The 22,438-nt window shown below is 70.0% G+C and carries 18 protein-coding genes and 1 pseudogene; 8 read left to right on the top strand and 11 right to left on the bottom strand.

The genetic code is table 11. The features are described 5' to 3' along the window. The coding region (locus Manayef4_RS23250) for an SAM-dependent methyltransferase (protein ID WP_254665693.1) at positions 1 to 344 on the bottom strand (344 nt) is incomplete at its 3' end. Between the two features lie 215 nt (positions 345 to 559). Here Manayef4_RS23250 and Manayef4_RS26105 point away from each other — a divergent pair. Continuing rightward, positions 560 to 1,231: pseudogene (locus Manayef4_RS26105) on the top strand (cyclase family protein); the annotation flags it as partial. Positions 1,232 to 1,239: 8 nt separating this feature from the next. Here Manayef4_RS26105 and glpR read toward each other — a convergent pair. The 6 genes from glpR to Manayef4_RS16230 form a co-directional block, all read right to left on the bottom strand. After that, positions 1,240 to 2,592 (bottom strand): gephyrin-like molybdotransferase receptor GlpR, encoded by a 1,353-nt coding sequence (gene glpR / locus Manayef4_RS26100; RefSeq protein WP_011438405.1) that lies wholly within the window; start codon positions 2,590 to 2,592, stop codon positions 1,240 to 1,242. Between the two features lie 644 nt (positions 2,593 to 3,236). Beyond that, the gene (locus Manayef4_RS16250) at positions 3,237 to 3,869 is read right to left on the bottom strand and encodes a GNAT family protein (protein ID WP_070132143.1); all 633 of its coding nucleotides are present in this window, start codon (positions 3,867 to 3,869) and stop codon (positions 3,237 to 3,239) included. A 9-nt stretch (positions 3,870 to 3,878) separates the two neighbouring features. Then, positions 3,879 to 4,457: a MogA/MoaB family molybdenum cofactor biosynthesis protein gene (locus Manayef4_RS16245; protein ID WP_070132142.1), complete on the bottom strand. Its 579-nt coding sequence runs from the start codon at positions 4,455 to 4,457 to the stop codon at positions 3,879 to 3,881. Then, positions 4,454 to 4,909 carry a cyclic pyranopterin monophosphate synthase MoaC gene (gene moaC, locus Manayef4_RS16240; RefSeq protein ID WP_175443409.1) on the bottom strand — a complete coding sequence of 152 codons (456 nt, stop codon included), beginning with the start codon at positions 4,907 to 4,909 and terminating at the stop codon, positions 4,454 to 4,456. Before moaC ends, Manayef4_RS16245 begins: the two co-directional genes overlap by 4 nt. A gap of 44 nt (positions 4,910 to 4,953) precedes the next feature. Next, complete coding sequence (gene glp, locus Manayef4_RS16235; RefSeq protein ID WP_254665692.1) at positions 4,954 to 6,336, bottom strand: gephyrin-like molybdotransferase Glp; 1,383 nt, start codon at positions 6,334 to 6,336, stop codon at positions 4,954 to 4,956. 419 nt (positions 6,337 to 6,755) lie between these two features. Further along, positions 6,756 to 7,730, bottom strand: coding sequence for a UTP--glucose-1-phosphate uridylyltransferase (locus Manayef4_RS16230; protein ID WP_023840985.1), 975 nt, complete (start codon positions 7,728 to 7,730; stop codon positions 6,756 to 6,758). Between the two features lie 343 nt (positions 7,731 to 8,073). Between Manayef4_RS16230 and Manayef4_RS16225 the strand changes: the two genes are divergently transcribed. Then, positions 8,074 to 8,934 (top strand): 5-formyltetrahydrofolate cyclo-ligase, encoded by an 861-nt coding sequence (locus Manayef4_RS16225; RefSeq protein ID WP_254665691.1) that lies wholly within the window; start codon positions 8,074 to 8,076, stop codon positions 8,932 to 8,934. Positions 8,935 to 8,978: 44 nt separating this feature from the next. Beyond that, positions 8,979 to 9,356, top strand: coding sequence for an FmdB family zinc ribbon protein (locus tag Manayef4_RS23240; protein WP_011438412.1), 378 nt, complete (start codon positions 8,979 to 8,981; stop codon positions 9,354 to 9,356). Between the two features lie 362 nt (positions 9,357 to 9,718). On the opposite strand, the gene Manayef4_RS16215 is transcribed toward Manayef4_RS23240, so the two are convergent. Further along, positions 9,719 to 9,949, bottom strand: a complete 231-nt coding sequence (locus tag Manayef4_RS16215) for a hypothetical protein (RefSeq protein WP_173645797.1) — start codon at positions 9,947 to 9,949, stop codon at positions 9,719 to 9,721. A 77-nt stretch (positions 9,950 to 10,026) separates the two neighbouring features. Between Manayef4_RS16215 and Manayef4_RS16210 the strand changes: the two genes are divergently transcribed. The 4 genes from Manayef4_RS16210 to Manayef4_RS16200 all read left to right on the top strand — a co-directional run bounded on the left by Manayef4_RS16210 (position 10,027) and on the right by Manayef4_RS16200 (position 12,312). After that, complete coding sequence (locus tag Manayef4_RS16210) at positions 10,027 to 10,323, top strand: hypothetical protein (RefSeq protein WP_023840988.1); 297 nt, start codon at positions 10,027 to 10,029, stop codon at positions 10,321 to 10,323. A gap of 277 nt (positions 10,324 to 10,600) precedes the next feature. After that, a complete protein-coding gene (locus Manayef4_RS25065) occupies positions 10,601 to 10,744 on the top strand; it encodes a hypothetical protein (protein WP_023840989.1) in 144 nt (47 codons plus the stop codon). A gap of 391 nt (positions 10,745 to 11,135) precedes the next feature. Further along, positions 11,136 to 11,417 (top strand): metal-sensitive transcriptional regulator, encoded by a 282-nt coding sequence (locus Manayef4_RS16205; RefSeq protein ID WP_070132139.1) that lies wholly within the window; start codon positions 11,136 to 11,138, stop codon positions 11,415 to 11,417. A 202-nt stretch (positions 11,418 to 11,619) separates the two neighbouring features. Beyond that, positions 11,620 to 12,312, top strand: coding sequence for an alpha-ketoglutarate-dependent dioxygenase AlkB (locus tag Manayef4_RS16200; RefSeq protein ID WP_011438416.1), 693 nt, complete (start codon positions 11,620 to 11,622; stop codon positions 12,310 to 12,312). A gap of 147 nt (positions 12,313 to 12,459) precedes the next feature. Here the strand turns inward: Manayef4_RS16200 and Manayef4_RS16195 are convergent, their stop codons facing one another. The 3 genes from Manayef4_RS16195 to Manayef4_RS16185 all read right to left on the bottom strand — a co-directional run bounded on the left by Manayef4_RS16195 (position 12,460) and on the right by Manayef4_RS16185 (position 20,398). After that, positions 12,460 to 15,210, bottom strand: a complete 2,751-nt coding sequence (locus Manayef4_RS16195) for a serine/threonine-protein kinase (protein ID WP_070132138.1) — start codon at positions 15,208 to 15,210, stop codon at positions 12,460 to 12,462. 186 nt (positions 15,211 to 15,396) lie between these two features. Beyond that, positions 15,397 to 16,035: a response regulator gene (locus tag Manayef4_RS16190; RefSeq protein ID WP_070132137.1), complete on the bottom strand. Its 639-nt coding sequence runs from the start codon at positions 16,033 to 16,035 to the stop codon at positions 15,397 to 15,399. A 136-nt stretch (positions 16,036 to 16,171) separates the two neighbouring features. Further along, positions 16,172 to 20,398, bottom strand: a complete 4,227-nt coding sequence (locus tag Manayef4_RS16185) for a HAMP domain-containing protein (protein WP_070132136.1) — start codon at positions 20,396 to 20,398, stop codon at positions 16,172 to 16,174. A gap of 199 nt (positions 20,399 to 20,597) precedes the next feature. On the opposite strand from Manayef4_RS16185, the gene Manayef4_RS16180 reads away from it, so the two are divergent. Further along, the coding region (locus tag Manayef4_RS16180; protein WP_254665689.1) for a GAF domain-containing protein at positions 20,598 to 22,438 on the top strand (1,841 nt) is incomplete at its 3' end.

Raw genomic sequence — 22,438 nt, 5'->3', positions numbered from 1 at the left:
CCTCCCGGCTGACCCCGACCCCCGAGACCCCAGCGGAGTGCCCCACGGTCACGCCGCCCACGATCATGCCCCAACGGGATTTCCGAATACGTACCCGCCGCCAGGACGCGGGCCATCCTGACCATGAAGTTCCGGTTGGCCCGCATGGACGTGGGTAGGTTGGGCATACTCCTGGTGAACTCCGCGGCCGCAGCCCGGTCCGCCGGGAAGTTTTCCTTGCCGCCGAGTATGTAGTCGTAGACCCGCGCCGAGTGCGGAACGTCGCTCTTCAGGTCGACGTTCGGCGGCGCCCAGTCCGGCACCACCGAGCCGTGGGTCCACCCGGCGTTGTCACCTTTGGCCACGACTCCCCCTAGCTCTGACAGCGCCCATACACAGACGCACTGATTATTTCTCCCAGACTCTCCCATGACCCCGTAATGGCGGCATCGGATGGGGTCGGGGAGTGACGTCCTCGGGGAGTGTTGCCTCCTGGGATCCTGGGCATGCCTGGCCCCCTCGGCCCGCCTTCGGCCGCCCCGGGCTCCGGGGGCGGACACCGGATGGAGATCATCGTCTCGTGAGCACCGAGCTGATCGATCTGTCGGTACCCATCGTGACCGGCATGCCCGTCTACCCGGGGGATCCCGAGGTCGACGTGTCACCGGCACTGACCACGGCCRAGTCCGGYGTCAACGTGCAGCGCCTGCACCTGGGATCACAGACGGGCACGCATGTCGACGCCCCCTTCCACATCGACGACTCGCTGCCCAGGCTTGACGAGGTTCCGCTTCAACGTTTCACCGGACCCGCGGTTCTGCTGGACGCGCGGGGCTACGGTCCACAGGCGGCGATCGGCCCGGAGGTGCTATCAGGCCCCTTTACCCGCCCGTTTCCTCACGATGTCGTCGTCCTCATCGTCACAGGATGGTCCGTCCACTGGGGCCACGACGGGTACCTACGACATCCCTATCTCGCGCCGGACACCGCGCGGGCCCTCGTCAACGCGGGTGTCCGGACGGTCGGTATCGATGCGCTCAGCGTTGATCGAACACCCGGACCGGGCCAGGATGTCAGTCTCGCGGCCCACCGGATTCTGGGTGGGGCCGGTGCCGTCATCGTAGAGAACCTGACCAGTCTCGATCGACTTCTCACCGCCCGGGCGAACGGACGGCMCATCCACATCGTCCTGTTCCCGATTCCGCTCGCCGGAGCCGACGGTGCCCCGGTCCGGGCAGTCGCAAGCGTCGGCCCCGCGGATCAGCTCCCCACCGCGTGCCGTCGCAGCAGCGGGTCGAGTTCGCCGGACGTGTCCCCCACGACGTTCCCGCCCGCCGGTGACGCATCGGCCGTCGGCCCGGCCGGCGTCGCCGTACCCGAGGGCATGATCCCGGTGGGAGCCACCAGCCCACCGTGCGTCCCCGGGGGGTTCACCTGTACCCGGCCGGGACGTGAGGTGGTCGAGCGCGTGCCCACGCGGGGCGCGGACCGGATGGCCGGCCGGGCCGAGGCCACGTCCACACCGACGACACCGTCCACACCGACAACACCGTCCACACCGACAACACCGTCCACACCGTCCACACCGGTCTCGCCGTAGCCCGTCTCGGGGTACTCGGCGAACCGGGCGAGATCGTCCTCCTCCGCGCCCTCGTCCAGGCCTGGCTGACCAGCCGCCAGAGCGCCGAGGTCGATCGTCTCGGCGCAGGCGATCGCGAGCTCCTCGTCGGTGAGCTCCTCCACCGGCTGCTGGCCAACCCGCTCCTCCAGGGAGTCCGGTCCCGGCTGACGCTGCCGGTAGGCGAAGGAGGACCCGATCGGGGGCCGTCGGCGCCGGGCGGCCCGCTCGGCCTCGATCCGCCGGTCCATCGCCGCACGCGCGGTGGCCAGCCGCCGCTCAGTCTGCGCCGACCGGCGAAGATGAACGAGGTACGCGCCGAGTACGGCATCAACGAGGAACTGCCCGGCGATCCACAGCCCGCCGAGGACGGCGGCCAGCACGATGCTCACCGCAAGCAGGACGAGCAGGACGAGCAGGCGCTGCCGACGCACCCGCATCAGGGCGGCACGCTCGGCGTCCGCCCGACGCTCGGGACCGCGCGCAGGAACATCCACCCGCGGATCGTCGGGGTGCGCACCCGACCACCGTGGGCGGCCGGGGCACCCGTCCTCCGAGCCCCCGCCCTCCGGATCCTCGCCAGCAGACCCGCCACCGGATAGCAACGCGCCACCGGTCGAAGCGTCCTCGACGATCGGCGTGCCGGCCGCGATGGGCATCCCGGGGACGACCGGCTGCCCGCCGGGGGCTCCGGCCTCCCGGGACGGCTCGGCGGACACCGAATCCCCGAGCTCCGCGAGGTCGACCGGTCCATCGAAGAATTCCGCGTGCGACATTCCCGTTCCTCCCACGGTGAAGACGCCGCCATGATCGCCGCCGAAACGATCGACGACGGCACCGCCCCGGCCGGGCGGCCGTCGGGAGAGCACCCGCATCGCAACCGTGAAACGCTCGGTGGACCGCTGCTGCGCCGTCGTGTCGTGACGGCGCAGCCACATCGGGATCAGCACGAACCCCCAGACCGCGACGATCGCCACCCAGATCAACGCGCTCATCGGATCACACCTGCACGACCCTGGTCGCTCCCATCATCGACCACCATGATCCCGCCCGCCCCCATACTCCCACCCGCTCCTGTGGTTACGTTGTCAATCTCGCGGGATCTGTGGTCTCCGTGGTGTTCGCCGTTATCGGGGGGAGGGAACGCCGCGGGAAACGCGTCCCACCCACCACCCACTGGATGCGCACCATCCGCGGCGAGCGCGGCGGGTGCGGGCGCTCTGACCATGAGGAGCCTCTTCTCGACACCAACGATTGCGATTTCGTAGTCGACGCTAGTGAGCGAAATCCACGTGGTCACCGACCCGGAGCCCGCGTRTCGCATCCGCAACCGGATGGGCGATGGTGGATGTGTGGTYGTCAAAACGCACCGTGGCACCCCACCAGAACCGCGCATGGCCTATGGAAGCCCTCGTAGAGAGCATCGGCATCCGGTCAGGACCTTCACTTTGTCACCGGATTGAGATCCGGAACGACGGGCGGTGACTAGAAGGGACTACATCCGGTAACCGACACCGTCCCGGTGGCGGAGTGGAACGTGTCACGCAAGCCATGGATCCAGGCATCGTTCTCAGGCGCGGCGGCACCGTCGGGCACGGCACCGTCCGGGCACGGCACCGTCGGGCGGCGCGRCGGCCGCTCAGGGCCGGCTGTACCGGGTCTCCCGCCAGCGGTGCACCAGGCCCTCGGGGACGTCCTCGGTCGTCAGCGCGAATCCGATGTGGTCGTGGTAGCGGCCGTCGATGGCAAGGAAGTGCCGGTGCAGCCCCTCCTCGCGGAAACCGAGCTTCGCGAGCACCCGCCGGCTCGCGGCGTTCTCCGGGCGCACATTCGCTTCCACCCGGTGCAGCCCGACCGGCCCGAAACAGTGGTCGACGACGAGCGCGAGCGCGGTCGGCGTGATGCCTCGACCGGCGTACTCGCTGTCGATCCAATAGCCGACCTGAGCGCTGTTGAACGCMCCGCGCACGATTGTGGACACGGTCACCTGACCGACGAGCCGCCCCTCGAAGGTGATCGCGAACGGCAACGTGGCGCCGAGCCGGGCCTGCTGGCGCAGGCGGTGCCACATCTGACGGTAGATCGAGRGGGTCTGGCGCTGCGCCCAGGTCTCGCGGACCATCATCACTCCGGGTGGGGTCGCCTCCCACGGCGCCAGCCAGTCGGCGTTGCGCAGCCGCACCTCGACCCACGTGGAGGCGTCACGCAGACGAAGCGGCCGCACCTGGACCCGTCCGTCAGTCAGGACTGCCGGCCAACCCGGAGCTCCCACCGTCGCGCCCTATCCGGCGTCAGCGGCATCGACGGCAGCGGCATCGACGGCAGCGGCAGGGCCCGCGGACCCCGCGGCCGGGTGCCCGTGGTCGTCGGCTCCGCGCAGCTGGGCGACGGCATGACCCACCACCCCGGCCAGCACGCCCAGCCCGTCGCGTACCCCACCGGTCGAGCCGGGCAGATTCACCACCAGGGTGGCGGCGACGGTTCCGACGAGCCCACGGGAGAGCATCGCCGCCGGCACGGTCTCCCGACCCGCCGCGCGCAGCGCCTCAGCGAGTCCGGGCACGGCCCGCTCAATCACCTCGCGCGTCGCCTCGGGGGTGACGTCGCGGGGACCGAGGCCGGTGCCACCGGTGCTCACCACCAGGTCCACTCCGTCGGCGACGGCGGACCGCAGCGCCGCGACGATCTCATCCCGCCCGTCCGGGACGATCGTCGCCGCGCCCACCTCGAAACCGAGCTCGACGAGCCCGGCGACGAGCAACGGGCCCGACCGGTCGGCATAGATCCCTCGGTACGCCCGGTCGGAGACGGTGATGACCCGGGCCCGGGCACCCGCGGGAAGGTGGCGCCTGCCACTCATTCCGCGGACCCCGCGTCCGGCGGGGGGTCGGCATGCCAGTCTCCGGAGCGCCCCCCGGTCTTCGCGATCACTCGCACCCCGGTCAGCTCCGCGGCGGGATCCACCGCCTTGACCATGTCGTGCAGCGTAAGCMCGGCGACGGCGACGGCGGTCAGCGCCTCCATCTCGACGCCGGTCCGGTCCGCCGTCCGGAYGGTGGCCATGATCACCACACCGTCGTCCCGTACGTCCAGCTCGACCGTGACGCCGGAGATCGCGATGGGATGGCAGAGCGGAACGAGATCGGGCGTGCGCTTGGCCCCCATGATCCCTGCGACCCGGGCGACTGCGAGGGCGTCGCCCTTCGGTAGCCCCTGCCCGCGCAGCAGCGCCACAACCTCGGGAACGACCCGCAGCATCCCGGTGGCGGTCGCGGTACGGACGGTGACGTCCTTCGCCGACACGTCGACCATGCGGGCCGCGCCGCGATCGTCGACGTGGGTGAGCCGGGCGGCGGTCACCGGGCCGCCGATCCGGCGGCCCGGGGCACGGCCGCGTTCCCCCGGCCGGCTTCGGCCCGCGGGCCGAAGCCGGCCGGGGAAGCCGGATCCGGGGCATCGACGTCCGCAGTGTCCRCAACCACCCAGGCCATGCCGGAGAGAATGGCCCCCGATGCGTCCGGGAGCAACAACGCCGGCAGCCGGCTGCCCGCCGGCACCTCGGTAACCCCCTCGGGGATGATCAGCAGCGCCTGCGCTCCCGCCAGCGAGGTGAGCTGATGTGACCCCTGCCCGCCGGCCAGATGGGCGACGGTGGYGGGTTCCAGGCGCCTACCGTCCCCGCTCCGCTCCAGCCCCACCCTCGGGAAGGACCTCTTCCCGAGGGGGGAACGCAGGTCGGATCCGACGGTCACGACAATCCGCGGGAGCCCGGTGCCGGCGAGACCGCGCATACGTTGCAGGGCCGGGCGGACGAACAGCTCGAACGAGATGAGGGCGCTGACCGGGTTCCCCGGCAACGTGAAGACGGGCACACCGTCGACCAGGCCGAAACCCTGCGGCTTGYCCGGCTGCATCGCGACCCGATCGAACCGGACAGTCCCGGTCCGCGCGAGCACCTCCTTGACGACGTCATATGCCCCGACGCTGACGCCACCGGTCGTCACCACAGCATCCACGTCGGGAAGCACCCCGTGCAGGGCTGCTGCGAAGGCGTCCGGCTCGTCGGGCACCCCGGCCAGGCGGCGTACCACCGCGCCGGCCTCCCGTGCCGCGGCGGCGATGCCATGGCTGTTCGAGTCGACGATCTGCCCGGCGCCCAGCGGTGTACCGACCTCGACAAGCTCGGTCCCGGTGGACAGCACCGCCACCCGCGGCCGGGGATGCACCGGCGGGCAGGCCACGTTGACCGCGGCGAGCAGGCTGATCTGCGCGGAGCCGATGATCGTCCCGGCGGGGAGCACCAGGGCGCCCGGGGCGACGTCCTCCCCCGTCCGGCGGATGTGCAGGCCACGGCGCGGCGCCCGCTGGACCGCAACGGTCCGGCGGCCACCGTCGGTCCACTCGAGCTGGACGACCGTATCCGCTCCCGGGGGCAGCGGGGCCCCGGTCATGATGCGTACCGCGGCGCCGGGGAGCAGYGCGGCCGGCGAACCCGGACCCGCGGGGACGTCGCCGATGACCGGTAGGGAGACGGGAGTGGCCGCCGACGCCTCGGCCACGTCGGCGGCCCGGACGGCGTACCCGTCCATGGCCGAGTTGTCGAACCCGGGAAGCGCGACCGTCGCCCGGACGTCCGCGGCGAGCACGCATCCGTGCGCCTCGTCCAGCCTGGCCTGCCGAGCGCGGGTCGGCCGCACCGTAGCCAGGATCCGCTCGAGGTGTTCATCCACCGAAGTCATGGGCGCCCGTCCAATTCTCTGCCCTTCGATGCACCACTCGTCGCACGCCGGGTCCGGCATCACCCAGGCTACGGCCGTCGAAGCCCGGACATCTCTTACCCGCAGTTACCTTCAGGTATTACCCGCAGTTACCTTCAGGTATTACCCGCAGTTACCTTCAGGTATTACCCGCAGTTACCTTCAGGTAGCTCCAGCGGTCGGGGCGGGGGGCGTCCGCTCCGGGCCTCCCGCTCTGGGCCTCCCAGTCCGAACGGCATGCCGCGACCGCCGGGCGCTGGCCGGTTCCGGGAGCGTTCCGGTCCTTGCCGGAGTCGTCACCGGAGTCGTCACCGGAGCCGTCAAGGCCTACCCGAAGAGAAGCCGGCACATCCCGGCACCCTCAGGCGATGAAGCGGATAAATTTAAGCAATATGGATAAATCAGGACAATGCTGCCTTCGGACCACCGGACGCGACATACTCCTCGATCCACGGGTACAGCTCGGGGCCAAGGTCGGCGCGCTCGCACGCGAGCCGGATGACGGCCTTCAGGTAGTCCACCCGGTCACCGGTGTCGTACCGCCGACCCGTGAAGATCACCCCGTGCACGGGCTCGGCGGCAGTGTCGGTGCCGGCGTCCCCCGCGGCACCGGCCGGTTCGACCGCCCGTAGCGCCARGATCCGCAGGGCGTCGGTGAGCTGGATCTCCCCGCCCCGTCCCGGCTCGGTCCGCCGCAGGACGTCGAAGATCGTCGGCGAGAGGATGTACCGCCCGATGATCGCCAGATTGCTCGGGGCCTGCGCGACCGGTGGCTTCTCGACCAGGTCACGGATCCGCACGATCCCGTACCGGTCGTCGGCACTGCCGGTGCCGGCACTGGTGCCGACGGACTCCACCGTGGCGACGCCGTAGAGGGAGACCTGGTCCTCGGGCACCTCCATCAGGGCGATGACGCTGCCCCCGAAGCGGCGCTGCACGGCAAGCATCTCCTCGAGCAGCAGGTCCCGCTCGTCGATGAGATCGTCACCGAGGAGGACAGCGAACGGCTCGTTTCCCACGTGCGCCGCCGCGCAGAGCACGGCATGACCGAGCCCACGCGGCGACTGCTGGCGGACCGAGTGGACCTCGGCCAGTTCCGCCGACACCCGGACCCGACGGAGACGAAGATCGTCACCCTTCCGTTCGAGGGCCGCCTCGATGTCCGCCTCACGATCGAAATGATCCTCGATCGCCTTTTTCGTGCGGCTTGTGACAAGCAGGACATCGCGCAGGCCGGCGCGGGACGCCTCCTCGACGACGTATTCGATAGCCGGCCTGTCGACGACCGGCAGCATCTCCTTGGGGACGGCCTTCGTCGCCGGCAGGAAGCGGGTCCCCAGACCCGCGGCTGGAATGACCGCCTTCGTTACTGGCATAGCCGAAACCTTAGTCGGGTCCGTGGACAYGGGCACCGTCCACGGCCCCAGCACAGGCAATGCACAGCTCACGGCGGCCGCCGGTCCCGCCCGCCGCCCGCCCGGACATGCGCCGCGGGTCCGAGAACGAGCCCGCGGCACTCCGTGCCACCCGGTCCACCACCGACAACACCCCTACCGGTAACTGACAACACCTCCACCRACAATCGACAAATCACCATCAGTAACTATGGGTGCCACAATTGGTAACCTGCGCTCCCTCCGCCCGACATCACGCCCACGTTCGCGTGCCGTATGCCGCGGCAACCCCCCGCTGGCGGCCAACCTGCGGGAGGCTGTCGGTGTGCAGTGGAATGACCGGCCTCCGGGTGATCTCGACGAAGAGCTCACCGTCGAGCTGACGATCCGTCCGCATCCCGGACCGGTGTCCGGACGCGGGAGTCGGCCAGCGGACCCGGGGCGTGCCCGCCCCCGCCACGACGGTGTCGACCGAACCCCCGGCACCGGCCCCGAGGCCGGCGGCGGCTCCGGGCAGATCGCACCCGCCCTAGTCGGCGGCGCGTCGGCGCTGGGTGAGACGAGCGAGGCAGGCGAGGCCAAGGCTCGCCTGCGGGCCCGGCTACTGGTACAGCGCCGCGCATCCGTGGCCCTGCGTCGGGGCTCGCTGTCCAGGTCGGATGCGTCCCGACTGGCCAACCGCATCCAGCGGCTGCCCGAGGTGGAGGCCGYGCGGTGCGTGGCGGCGTATGTGGGGCTGCCCGGCGAGCCGGACACCGCCGAACTGCTCGATCGACTGCTGGCTCGCGGAGTGCGGGTGCTGTTGCCCGCCCTACGCGCCGATCTCGATCTGGACTTCCGGGAGCACGTCGGAACACTGGTGCCCGGCGCGCTGGGTACCCGCGAACCACCGGCGGCGGCACCCCGTGGGGTTCTCGCCGAGGCCGACGTGGTGATCATCCCGGCGCTCGCGGTCGACCGGACGGGCCGGCGTCTGGGGCGCGGTGGGGGCTCCTATGACCGGGTGCTGGCCCGGGTGGGCGCCGACGTTCCGGTGATCGCCGTCCTGCACGACCAAGAGGTTCTGGATGAGATCCCCATGGAGTCCCACGATCACAACGTGAAGATCATCATCACGCCGAGTCGTACGCTACGGTGCGAACCAACCGATGGCACCGGGGAACATCTCGGGCCCTCTACAAGCTAAAGTTGGCAGTCTCCACGTCAGAGTGCCAACTCCGGGAGGAGCACGTGCCTACCTACCAGTACCGCTGCACCGACTGCGGGCGTGACCTTGAGGCCGTACAGAGCTTCAGCGACGTATCACTGACGGAGTGCCCGGCCTGCGCCGGACGACTTCGTAAAGTGTTCGGTTCGGTGGGCGTGGTGTTCAAGGGCAGCGGCTTCTACAAGAACGACAGCCGGTCCAACTCCTCCGGCGGGTCCACGCAGCACCGCCCCAAGGACGTCGGCGACGCCACGGCCACGGGTGGCAGCAGCGAGGCGACATCCGGGGGGAGCACCAACAGCTCCGTCAGCTCGGACTCGTCGTCCTCSACCTCGTCGGGCGGCACCGCCACGGCCTCCTCGACGACGTCGACTCCGGCCTCCAGCACCGCGGCGGCCTGACCAGCCGCTGGATCCGCCCAAGGCGTCCGGGCATCTCGGCCTGGACGCCTTTGGCATGCCCGGACACCGAGCACCCAGCTCCTCCCCGCCGCGGCTCACCCACCGGCCCCCGGATGCGGTAACCGGGAGATGCCGGCGAGGGTTTCCAGATCTTGCGTCACACCATGACCTTGGAAGCCATCTCTTCAGGCCCGGCTACGGCCAGCCCGGAGTTCGGACTTACTCATCTAACGGAAGCCCTTCCGCCCCACTGGCGGCGTTTTTCGGCCACCCTGAACCGGCCGCGCCACCGGGGTGGCCCGGAGCCGCTGGTGCCGACAGATCTGACCTGATGCGGTGGCCTCGGCCGATGGCCGGGACGCCTACTGTTTGCGCCGCCGATAGTGCTCCACGATCCAGGCGTCTACCTCTCGCTTGCGCCAAACCCGGGTGCCTTTGGCACCGCTACCCATCGGCGCGTTGATGACCTGCAAGGGCGCCGGAAACCGGGAGTCCTTGCGTGTCCAGTAGTCCACCGCCTGGCGAGTGATCTTGAGTTGGAACGCGATGTCCCCGATGCCGACCAACTGCTCACCGTCGTCCACGCGGAACATCGTAACCACTTTGCTCTTCCTCAAGAACCTCGCTAGGGTCYAATTTGCTGAGTAGCAAATAGATGGAGGAGGAAACCATGCCCCCCACCCCGCGCCGCCTGGATGAGGTCCGGGCGCTGTTAGACCGGGACGAGGACTACGACGAAGATCCGGTCGGCGATCCGCCGATCACGGTGAGCCGCTACCGGGCGTCGATACGGGCGCTCCTGGCCGCCCGGGTACCGGAGCCCGGGATACTCGCTTCTGCCTGGTCCCAGCGGGAGACGGATGCCTTCCTGGCGGGAAGCCGGGCGACCCTGCGCCTGGTCGTCGAGATAATCGGGCACGCCCTAGCGGCGGCACCCACCGGAGACGGCAGCGGCGGCGTAGATTGACCGGCGGCGAGCGGGCGGCCAAGCGGCCGGGTGGCCGGGTGGCCGCCCGCTCGGTAGCATGCCGGCGGCCATCGGGAAGTAATAAGCACACTCCGGGCAGCCCGCCGAACAACGGCCGGCCCTAACCCGTACCCGGCCGGAGTCCAATCCCGCATCCAATCCTGCAAACGATTCACCCGAAGCACTGTCGGGATCGCGACACCAGACCGCGGCACCAGGCCGTATCCCGCGCCGGGACCTCCGTTGCGAACAACCTGCGCCACACGAGGGGAAGATCATGGGGGCCACAGAGCCGCACGACGACAAGCTGTTCGACGACGAACGCGAGATCGGTTGGGGTGACGAGTCATTGTCCGAGGAAGAGGACCCGGACATCGAACGACTCCTCGCCGATCTTCCACCGCACCACGTCGACCGCTGATCCGGCGGCGAACCCACTCGTCACCACCAGCCCCCGCCACCAGGGCGAGAAAGTGCACCACTCGGCACTTTCCTGGCGCAATTATGGGGCGCCGGGTGCGGTTTGCCAGGAACGATCCGTGCCGGGTACCCAGCCAGCGGGGCGGCGTCCGCGCAGTTGGGCAGGACGTGAAYGGGCAACCCGAGCCTGTCCTGGAGGACCCGCGCCGCTGATACCGCACGGGCGGAGAATTCTCACTCACGGTGATGATTGTGGGACGTGTCACMGCCGGGAGGAGCCTCGGTTCGAATTCCAGTCGGCGGTTGGCGCCGGTATCTCACCGAATCCCAATCCGACGACCGGCTCCGGCCCAGGTACCGTAGGGGGGTACCTGGACGGGAAGGCGCGATGGATGCACGGCTACACCAACACCAAGGACGATTACACCGCTCGGCTTCGCCGCATCGAAGGCCAGGTCCGGGGGCTACAGCGCATGATTGCCGAGGACAAGTACTGCATCGACATCCTCACCCAGGTCTCGGCGACGACCCGGGCGTTACAGTCGGTCGCCCTCGGGCTCCTCGAGGACCATCTGACGCACTGCGTGACGCACGCCGCCKCCGAAGGCGGTCCGGTGGCCGACGAGAAGATCCGGGAGGCGTCGGCCGCGATCGCGCGGCTCGTTCGGTCCTGACCACGGCGGTTGCGGTGRAGGCGGTTGCGGTGAGACGACGGACATCGCTTTCGAGGTTCGTCGAGGTCCCCGGGTCGGGTGCTGCGCAGGTCATCCTCGCCTGTTCACCTTCACGGAATATGCCTCCTGGATCTCGCAGGTTACGCCGGACGGCCCCGGACCGGGGCCTGCCGGATGGCGTCGGCCGGGTAGCGTCGGCCGGGTGACGAGCGAGACCGACGGCACCGCGGTGCCCGCCAACGGTGCGGTCGACCGCACCGCGTCGGTGCAACGGATCTGGCTGGACGACCGGTCCTGGGTCGACGTCACGCGCGGATGGCTACGCGAGGCCGACCAGCTGTACGAGACCCTGCATGCCGAGATCCCCTGGCGACAGGGAACCATGTGGCGTTACGAACGCCACGTCACCGAACCACGGATGAGCGCCTGGATCCCGCGGGGTCGGCCGGTCGCCTTTCCCGCCCTGCTCGACGCCTACCGGACCCTGCGGCGGACCTACGGCGTGGAGTTCGACGGCTTTGGCCTGTCGCTGTACCGGGACGGAGCCGACGGCGTCGCCTTCCACCGGGACCGCGAGATGCGCTGGCTCGACGACACGGTGATCGCCATCCTCACCCTCGGTGCCCGGCGACCGTTCCTGATCAAGTCTCGCCACCTGCCGCCCGGCCGACGGATCCTCAACGACCCGGAGGCATCCGGCGCTCGCGACCTCTCCCCGGCCGGCGGTGATCTGATCGTGCTGGGAGGTCGGGCCCAAGCCGACTGGCTGCACGCGGTGCCCAGGGTCCCGGAGCACGTCGCCGGACGCATCTCGGTCCAGTGGCGATGGACGTCCCGGACGGGCCGCCCGGAACAGGGCCCCGGTTACGGCGCCGCGCGCCACTTCTCGCGATAGCCGCCGCCTGCCGGCTCCCCGAGGCATCCTCACCTGCCCGCACCCGCGGCACCACCACCAGCAGCAGGCCGGACATCACGAGGAACGCGACCAACCCGGCCGGTCACCGGGCGGGYCGGTCACCGGGCGGGTCAGTCACCGGGCGGGTCAGTCACAGGGCGGGTCGTAGTGCCGGTGACCGAGGTAGGTCCGCCACTGCTCCCGATTGATGCGGCCCTCGGCCCTGGCACAGATCTCGTCCTCGGCCGCGAGCAGGTCGAGCTGCCAGAGACGGACGGCGTCACCGGCTACGACTGCGAGGACGCCCTCATGTCCCAGAGGTCCGAAGACCGTCRCCGTCGGCGCGGTGCCGACCGGCAGGGTGGCCCGCTGCACCGGCCGGGATGGTGAGCGCATGTCCCAGAGCGTTACCTGACCGGCCGGGGTACTGACAGCGAGGACCCGCCCGTCGGCGGAGAGCGCGATCGAACCGGCCTGGCCTGGCCGGCTCGCGATGGCGGTGAGGCGGTGCAGTCCCCGGGGGCTGTCCAGCCCATAGATCTCCGTCAGCGAGCCGCCGTCGGAGGTACTCGCCACGGCGAGCCACCGGCCGTCCGGGCTGACGAGGAGCTTGCGGACAGTGGCGGGGGCGGTCAGCTGGGCCCGGCGGCGCGGTTGCCCGGCAGCGGTCACATCCCAGACGGAGAGATGGCCTACCCCCCCGACCGCGAGCGAGTCGCCGTCGGGGGTGAAGGCGAGGCTGGTGACCTCCGCCGGCTGGGGCAGCTCGGCGAGGGCGCGAGGATTCTGCGGATGGCCGATGTCCCAGAGACGGACGACGCGATCGGCGCCCGCCGAGGCCAGGGTTCGACCATCCCCGCTCACCGCGACGCTCGCCACCGCACCCGTGTGTCCCCGCAACTCGGCGAGCAGACTCACCCGTTGACCGGTGTTGATCGCCGACTGAAGGTCACCGTCGTCCGTGGACCCGGGCTGGGCCAGCCGCCATAACCGGATCACCCCGTCCGTCCCCKCCGTCACCATGATCGTGGACGCCCGCACACCCGTGGCCGGACCGGATGCGGGTATCAGCGCGACGGCGAGCAGGCCCTTCACCGCGGCCGCCGGGGCGACCCCGGCCGCGAGGGGGCTGCGATCTCCCATGGCCGCGGCCACCGCGGGCAGGTCGGTGATGTAGCGCACCCGGCCAGGGCCGATGATGTTCCACACCGACCCGCCGAAGTCACCGACGATGATCAGATATCGACCATCCGGGGTGATCAGCAGATCGCGGATCGCTCCCGTCGCCGGCCCGATCTGCCGGATGCTCGCATTGACCAGCGCCTCCGCCGCAGCCGAGGTCGGAGCCATGCGGTAGGCCGAGACGGCGAGTTGGCCGGCGAGATCCGGTTCCCGGTCGAGAAGGCGCATCGCGCCACGGGCCGCCTCACGCGACGTGGCCGCCGCGCTRCGCTCCCGCAGCGTATCGACGATCACAAYGGTCGAGAGGACGAGCACCGAGACCGCCACGCCGATCGAGAGCACGCGTCGAAGCCACCCGCGGTCCAGGTGATCCCGCGGTGACGATGGTGATGACAAGGCGGAGACATTCCCGGTGCCCTCCTGGACGTAGCTTGCGCGCGCTCTCGCGGCCGCGGTGGGCAGTGGGGCGGGCACACCGGCCAGAGCGGCCGACGGACCGGGAGACGACGGACCGGGAGACGACGGACCGGGAGACGACGGACGCATCCGCGGTTCTGCTCCGGTACGGACGGCGCCGAGGGCGACCGCGGCGGCCGGCGGGACGGCCGTGATCTCCGCGGCCGGCGGGACGGCCGTGATCTCCGCGGCCGGCCCGGTCCCGAGCACGGTCACGGTTTCGAGTACGGTCACGGTTTCGAGCACGATCTCGAGGCCGTGGATGGCACCGATGGCAGGAGCGGCGAGGTCGCTCGTGCCTACGACCTCCGGTTTCGTCTCRGACTCGACCGTCCGCCTCGTCTGCACCGGCACCAGCGTCTCGATGACACCCGCCGGCAGGGCGAGACGCCGGGTGGGTTCGACCGCCGGCTCCGCCTCGCTTCGTGTCGGATAGGCCATCAGCTGTTCGAGCAGTTCGGCCGCGGCCGGCCGGCGCTTCGGGTCCTTGCGCATCGCCGCCGCGACCAGCTCTCGCAGCTCCGGGCAGAACACGGACAGGTCGGGTTCCGCGTAGACGGCCCGCTGCAGCAGGACCCGGGGCGTTCCGGCACCGAATGGCGGCCGGCCGGTCGCGGCGAACAACAGCATGCCGCCCCAGGTAAAGACATCCGATGCGACGGTGGCGGTCTGCCCGAGAGCCTGTTCGGGCGTTATGAACGCAAGTGTTCCGATACCGGACGGCGGTCCGCCCGGATTATTGATGCTTACCGCATTCATCGCTCGGAAGAGCCCGAAGTCAACCAGCCGCACTCCCTGCCCGGAAAGAACCACATTGATAGGCTTCAGGTCGCCGAGGAAAATTTCCAATTCGTGCAGTGCGGCCAGAGCCGTCGCCAGCCCGACGGCGAGCCGGTAGGTGTCTGGTCCGGACAACGCTGCGCCGCCGGCGACGGTTGCGGCGAGAGTCGGAGCGTCGATGAACTCCGCGACGACGTATGGGGGGCGAGCGCCCGTGTCGAGGTCGAGGATGGCGGCGAGGCAGGACGGCGCCAACCGGCGGATGTTGTCGAGGTCGACGCGCAGGCGCCGACGGAACTCTGCGTCCCGCCCGAAGGGCGCAGTAATCGTCTTGACGAGGACCGGACGCGCCTCGCCGTTACGTGCAAGAAACACTGGTCCTGTCCTGGCGTCGACCAGCTTCCGTTCAACTGTATACGGACCGATAGTCTGGAGATCAGTCCCGGTGAGCCCAGGGAGGTTGCGCCGGGATATCGCCATACGACGAAACCTCCTACGACTGCACAAACCGGCCGTGCCGGCACGGCGGCGGATCTGGTCGACAAATTCATGTTATCGGCGCGAGCCATGGGCCGGGCGCCCCCTTGTGGTGGTCGAGCACCCACACCCACGCCATCCCGCCTAATGTTGGCGGGAGGCCGGATGCCCGCCGACGGGCGTGGACGATCAGGCGTTCGTCGGCCGGGCGAAGGGCTGCAACCGGGTGACGAGTCCGCGGACCTCGGCCCCGGCCGCAGCCAGGGTCTCCTCGGCGGAGCTGCGGCTGCTGCCCTCCAGCAGGACGTCCAACGCGATCAGCCGCTCCGCGATCTCCGTCATCAGATCAAAGTCGCGAACACGCTGGTGGACCAGTTCGGCCAGCCGCTCGTTCTTCTCGAACAGCTCGACGAAGACGCTGACCTTGGCCCGGAGCAACCAGGGGTCGAAAGGCTTCGCGATGTAGTCGACCGCGCCGACAGCGTAGCCGCGGAACGCGTGATGCGGCTCGCGGTCGATCGCCGTCAGAAAGATGATCGGAGTGTCTCGGGTACGCCCCCGCTGCTTGATCCGGTGCGCTGTCTCGAAACCGTCCATCCCCGGCATCTGGACGTCCAGCAGGATCACCGCGAAGTCGTCCACCAGAAGACGCTTGAGAGCTTCCTCACCCGACGACGCCGTGACGAGATCCTGATCCAGCGAGGCGAGAATCGCCTCCAGGGCCATCAGATTGTCCGCTCGATCGTCGACCAKCAGGATCTTGCTGCGGGGCCGTTCCGTGCTCGGCCCACCTTCGCCGTCGACGGAACCGCCGGTCCGCTCGGTCACCCGCCTGCCTCCTCCTTCGCGATCGCCCTGCCGACCCGTGGTGGGCGTCGCCACCCCTACATGATCACTGATCGCTCCCGGCGGCATCTCACCACCCCACCGATAGCCACCCGAATGCGCACCATACGCGATCTGATCAATACAGATACGACCGCATCACCCCGAGGAGGTGCTCCAGATCCACGGGCTTGGTGATGTAGTCGGTGGCTCCGGCGGTGATGCTCTTCTCCCGATCTCCCGGCATGGCCTTGGCGGTCAGCACCAGGATCGGCAGGTCCGCGAACGCCGGCATGTCACGGATCATCGAGGTCGTTTCGTTGCCGTCCATGCCCGGCAACATCACATCCATCAGCACGAGGTGCACGGGCGGGGTGTCCTGCTGCAGCATACGGATCGCATCATGACCGTTGTCGGCGTAGAGGACCCGCATTCCGTACATCTCCAGCGCGCTGGTGAGCGCGAAGACGTTGCGGACGTCGTCGTCGACGACCAGCACCGTGGTGCCGACCAGGGGATCGGATCCTTCCGATCCCTCGGTCAGCGGGCGGCTGGCGGACTCGGTGGACTCGGTGGACTCGGTGAGGAACGGAGTCCCCACCGTGACGGGCTCGCTCGGCCGCCAGCCCGACGTGAAGGCCGCCGAGCCCTCCGCCGGTCCGCTGGCCGCGGCGGACCAGTGGGCGCCGCCGATCCCACCCGCGTCCCCGTGCCCGGCGGTTCCCCCCGCGCCGGGCCCGGAACGGGTCGGGGACAGGGACGAAGACGAAGACGAAGACGGGGACGAGGGCGCGAGTGCCGCCGTGCCGAACCGGTCGGCGTCGGGGTTCTGCCATCCGTTCGCGGGCCCGGCATCGCGGCCGGCGGACGGCGCGGGTCCGCCACCCGGTTCCGCGTCCACTCCCTCACCCGACCGCCGCCCGAGGTACTGACCCGACGGATCGACGATCATGAGAACGTTGTCTGGCTCGCCCGGCGTGACCCCAAAGGGCGGCGTCTGCGCCGGCGGGGCCGACGGCAGGTAAAGGGTGAAGGTGCTCCCACGGCCGACCACGCTGGAGACCGCGATGGYCCCGCCCAGCAGGCGGGCGATCTCCTTGCTGATCGACAGGCCGAGCCCGGTGCCACCGTAGCGACGCGACGTCGTGCCGTCCGCCTGTTGGAACGCCTCGAAGATCATCCGAAGCTTCTCGACGGCGACCCCGATTCCGGTGTCGGTGACCGCGAACGACAACACCGTGCCCGCGGAACACAGGCTCGGCGAGAGGAAGGGCAGATCCGGCCGGGCGACGGTGACGTCCAGCCGGACGGTGCCGGTGTCGGTGAATTTCACCGCGTTCGACAGGAGGTTCTTCAGCACCTGCTGGAGGCGCTGCTCGTCGGTGACGAACTCGGCCGGCACGTCGGGAGCGAGGTTGACCTGGAATGACAGGCCCTTCTCCTCCRCCACGGGGCCGAAGACCCCGGCGACCGCGTCGCAGAGCRCCGCCGTGCGCACGGTGGTCGCATCGACGTTCATCTTGCCGGCCTCGACCTTCGACAGGTCCAGGATGTCGTTGATCAATTCGAGCAGCTCGGAACCGGCGGAGTGGATCGTCTCGGCGAAGTCGATCTGCTTGCGGGAGAGGTTACGGTCCGGGTTGTCGGCCAGCAGCTTGGCGAGGATGAGCAGACTGTTGAGCGGCGTGCGCAGCTCGTGGCTCATGTTCGCCAGGAACTCCGACTTGTACTGCGACGACAGCGCCAGCTGCTMGGCCTTCTCCTCCAACCCGATGCGGGCCAGCTCGATCTCGTGGTTCTTCTCCTCGAGCAGCGCCGCCTTCTCCTCAAGCTCGTTATTCGTCCGCTGCAGCTCGACCGACTGCGAACGCAGCTCCTGGGTGAGCCGCTGGGACTGGGCCAGCAGCTCCTCCGTCCGCGCGTTCGCCATGATCGTGTTCAGCACMACCCCGATGGTGTCGACGAGCTGGTCGACCAGGGTGAGGTGCAGCTCGGAGAACGGCGAGAACGAGGCCAGCTCGATGACGCCGAGCACCTGGTTCTCGAACACGACCGGCACGACGACCAGGTCGCACGGCGGCGCCTCACCGAGTCCGCTGCGGATGTTGAGGTAGCCGGCTGGTACGTGCTCGACTCGGATACGGTCGCGTTCCAGGGCCGCCTGCCCGATGAGTCCCTCGCCGAACAGGAAGGTGCCGTCCGAGCGGCGCCGGGGCACCGAGYCGTAGCCGGCGACGTAGCGCAGCTTGTCACCCTCGATGAAGTCGAGCAGGTAGACCGTGCCCTGCTGGGCGTTGACCGCTGGCGTCATCTCACTGATGATCATCTGGCAGACCGCGTAGAGATCGCGCTGGCCCTGCATCTTGCTGYCGATCCGGGCCAGGTTGGACTTCAGCCAGTCCTGCTGGGCGTTGACCTCGGTGGTCTCGCGCAGTCGCGCGATCATCTGGTTGATGTTGTCCTTGAGCTCGGCGACCTCGCCCTCGGCCTCCACCGAGATGGACCGGGTCAGGTCACCGCGGGTCACCGCGGTGGAGACGTCGCCGATCGCCCGCAGCTGGATGGTCAGCGTGGACGCCAGCTGGTTGACGTTGTCGGTGAGGTCCTTCCACGTTCCGGCGACTCCGGCTACGGTGGCCTGACCGCCGAGCTTGCCCTCGACGCCAACCTCCCGGCCCACCCGGGTGATCTCCGCTGCGAACGAGGAGAGCTGGTCGACCATCGTGTTGACGGTGTCCTTCAGCTCGGCGATCTCACCCTGCGCGGTCACGGTGATCTTCTGGCTCAGGTCGCCGCGGGCCACCGCCGTGGTCACCAGCGCGATGTTGCGGACCTGACTGGTCAGGTTGCCCGCCATCGAGTTCACCGACTCCGTCAGATCCCGCCACACCCCCGACACCCCGCGCACATGCGCCTGCCCGCCCAGGTTGCCCTCGGTGCCCACCTCGCGGGCGACCCGGGTCACCTCGTCCGCAAACGACGACAACTGGTCCACCATCGTGTTCAGGGTGTCCTTGAGCTCCAGGATCTCACCCTGGGCCGCCACGGTGATCTTCTGCGACAGGTCGCCGCGGGCGACGGYGGTGGCGACGAGCGMGATGTTGYGGACCTGACTGGTCAGGTTGCCCGCCATCGAGTTCACCGACTCCGTCAGGTCCCGCCACACCCCCGACACGGCCCGCACGTGCGCCTGCCCGCCCAGGTTGCCYTCCGTGCCCACCTCCCAGGCGACCCGGGTCACCTYGTCCGCAAACGACGACAACTGGTCCACCATCGTGTTCAGGGTGTGCGCGAGGCCCGCGACCTCGCCCCGGGCGTCGACGGTGATCTGCCGGGTGAGGTCGCCGCGGGCCACGGCCGCCGCGACCTCGGCGATGCTGCGAACCTGGGTGGTGAGGTTGCCGGCCATGACGTTGACCGAGTCGGTCAGGTCGCGCCAGACCCCGGAAACGCCCTTGACCTGCGCCTGGCCGCCTAGCTTGCCCTCGGTGCCGACCTCCTTGGCCATCCGGGTGACCTCGTCGGCGAACGCGGAGAGCTGGTCGACCATCGTGTTGACGGTCGACTTCAGTTCGTGGATCTCACCGCGGGCGTCCACCGTGATCTTCTGACTCAGATCACCCTGCGCAACCGCGGTGGTGACCTGAGCGATGTTACGGACCTGGCTGGTCAGGTTRCCCGCCATCGAGTTCACCGACTCGGTGAGGTCCCGCCACACCCCCGAGACGCCCTTGACCTTGGCCTGCCCGCCCAGGTTGCCCTCGGTGCCCACCTCACGGGCGACCCGGGTCACCTCGTCCGCAAACGACGACAACTGGTCCACCATCGTGTTCACCGTGGTGCCGATCCGCAGGAACTCCCCGCGCACCGGCTGGCCGGCGATCTCCAACGCCATGTGCTGGGACAGGTCCCCCTCGGCCACCGCCGCTATGACCCGCGCCACCTCGTGGGTCGGCCGGGCCAGGTCGTCGATGAGGGAGTTCACCGCCTGCGTCATGTCGGACCAGCCGCCGGGGTTGCCCAGGTCCTCCATCCGCAGGGTGAGCCGACCGTCACGGCGGATCACCTTACTGACCCGGGCCAGCTCACGCGCGTGGCGCTCCTGGATAGCGGCCAGCTCGTCGAACTTGCGCACCACGTCACCGGCGTAGCCGTCCCGCGCCGCGAGGCGGGTCGAGAAGTCGCCCTCGCACAGGCGGGTCAGCCCGTGCAGGAGATCCGCGATCAGCTCGTCGGCGGCGGCCCGCGACGCCCGAGTGTCGTCCACGGGAAGGGATGCATGGGGCACGATGGTCGCGGTAGCGTCACCGCCTGGTGCATCCAGATCATGACGAGCCGAGGGTTRCGGGTCGTATGCGGGGCTCATTGGTCTCCTACCTGAGCTCAGTCGACACGATCGTCTCGGGTCCCGGGCCGGGCGGAGGGCCCGGGTCAAGGGCGGTCTCCCACGGGCACCGGCGTGGGGCGGCGTCGGTGGACAGGTGACACCAGCCGCCAGTATCCGCCTCACGATGGACAACGCAGGAGAGACTGAGTACATGTATGGCGCAGCAGGGGGTGGGACGATGCCGGCGCGCGCCATCGCGTTGCCACCGACGCCCGACTCCCCCCGGGCCGCCCGGCGCTTCCTGCTCGAGGCGTTGCACGGGCAGCTGGACGACGACCTGCTGGACTCCGCGCTTCTGCTCGTCACCGAGCTGGTCACCAATGTCGTCRTGCACGCGGGCACCTCGGCCACCGTGGAGRTGCGCGCGGACGGTGACGGCGTGCGGGTCGGGGTCACCGACCGGCATCCGGTCCGCATCGGCATGGCCCGGGTAAAGAAGGTCGAGGACGCTGACTTCGRCATCGACGGGCTGCGCGAGGACGGCCGCGGCCTCGCCCTCGTCGACGCGCTCGCGACGAGCTGGGGGACCGAGCACGGCCGCGGTGGCAAGACCGTCTGGTTCCGCCTGGAAACCGCCGGCGACGGCTCGCCCACCGCTGCTGTGACCAGTCCCGCTGTGGCTGTGACCTGTCCCGCGCCCCGCCCGGTACCGGCCCCCGTGGTACCGGCGCCGCGTCCGGTCCGGCTGATAGCCCGGGACACCGCCCGTGCCCTCACCRCCGAGGGCGAGGTCAGTGAGCTGCTCGCGCAGCTGGTGGACGCGCTCGCGGTCACCGCCGGGCTGGTGCGGCGTCCCGGGCGCGACGGCGGCCGGTCGGAGACCGTGGCCACGCTCGGGGCCGTCGGCCCGGTTACCGAGGCGCTCTTGTTCCCGCTGGATCCGACGCAGGAGAGCCTCGGCGAACTGCTGCTCTGGCCGGCGGCCGGCGGCCGCCCGAGTGGTTCGGGCGGCACCAGCGATTCGGGCGGCACCAGCGATTCGGGCGGAGTGGGTGTCCCCGGCGACGTCCGCCGGATGGATGCCGCCGCGGCGGCCGGGCTGGACCTGGAACGCATCCGCCTGACGACCCGATGGATGGCCCTGGCCCTCGGCGGCGGCGACATGCGACGCGCCGAGGAGCGCCGCATCGGGATGCTGTCCTTCCTCGCCGAGGCGTCCGATCTGCTGGCGGGCAGCCTGGACCTGAGCCGCTCGCTGGCGCTGCTCGCGCGGTTGCCGGTCCCGCGGCTGGCCCAGTGGTGCGCGGTGTACCTGCACCGGGAGAACGCCGATCCCGCCCTGTGGGCGGCGGCACACGCGGAGGAGAACGCGGCGGGCGCCCTCACCGCTGCCGCGGTCGACCCGGACGGCCCGTTGATGGCGGCGGTGCGCTCCGCGAGCGGAGACCGAGTGCGTTCACTGACCGCGCTCGGCGGACCGGCGCTCGTGATGGTGCTGCGGGCCCGGCGGCGGGTACTCGGGGTGCTCGCGCTCGGCCGCCCCGAGGGCAACGCCTTCGCCGCGGACGAGATCGATCTGCTCGCCGACCTCGCGCGCCGGGCCGCCTTCGCGGTCGACAACGCCCGGCTCTACAGCCGGCAGGTGGAACTGGCCGGCACGCTCCAGGCGGGTCTGCGCCCACCGGAGCTGCCGATGATCGAGGGACTGGATCTCGGTTCCGCCTACGGCGCCGCGCAGTCGGCGGGTCTCGACGTCGGCGGCGACTTCTTCGACCTGCTGTGGGGTCCGCTCGGCTGGACGATCGCCATYGGCGACGTCTGTGGCAAGGGTGCAGAGGCCGCCACCGTGACCGGGGTGGCCCGCGCCGTCCTGCGGCTGCTGACGGGCCGGGGTACGGAGCTCGGCGAGGTGCTGCTCGAGTTGAACCGGACCCTGCGCGACGCCGCGTCGTCTCATCCGAACGGGCAGAGTCGGTTCTGCACCCTGGCCGCCGCCACGATCATGGCGCCGGCCGGCGGACCCGCGGAGGGCGAGCCCGCCGACACCGACACCAGCACCAGCACCAGCACCAGCACCAG

This window comes from Frankia sp. CgMI4 (assembly GCF_001756285.1).
GTDB classification, from domain to species: Bacteria; Actinomycetota; Actinomycetes; order Frankiales; family Frankiaceae; genus Frankia; species Frankia casuarinae.
Note: the sequence above shows the minus strand (reverse complement) of the source record. Positions and strands in the feature narration are given on the sequence as shown.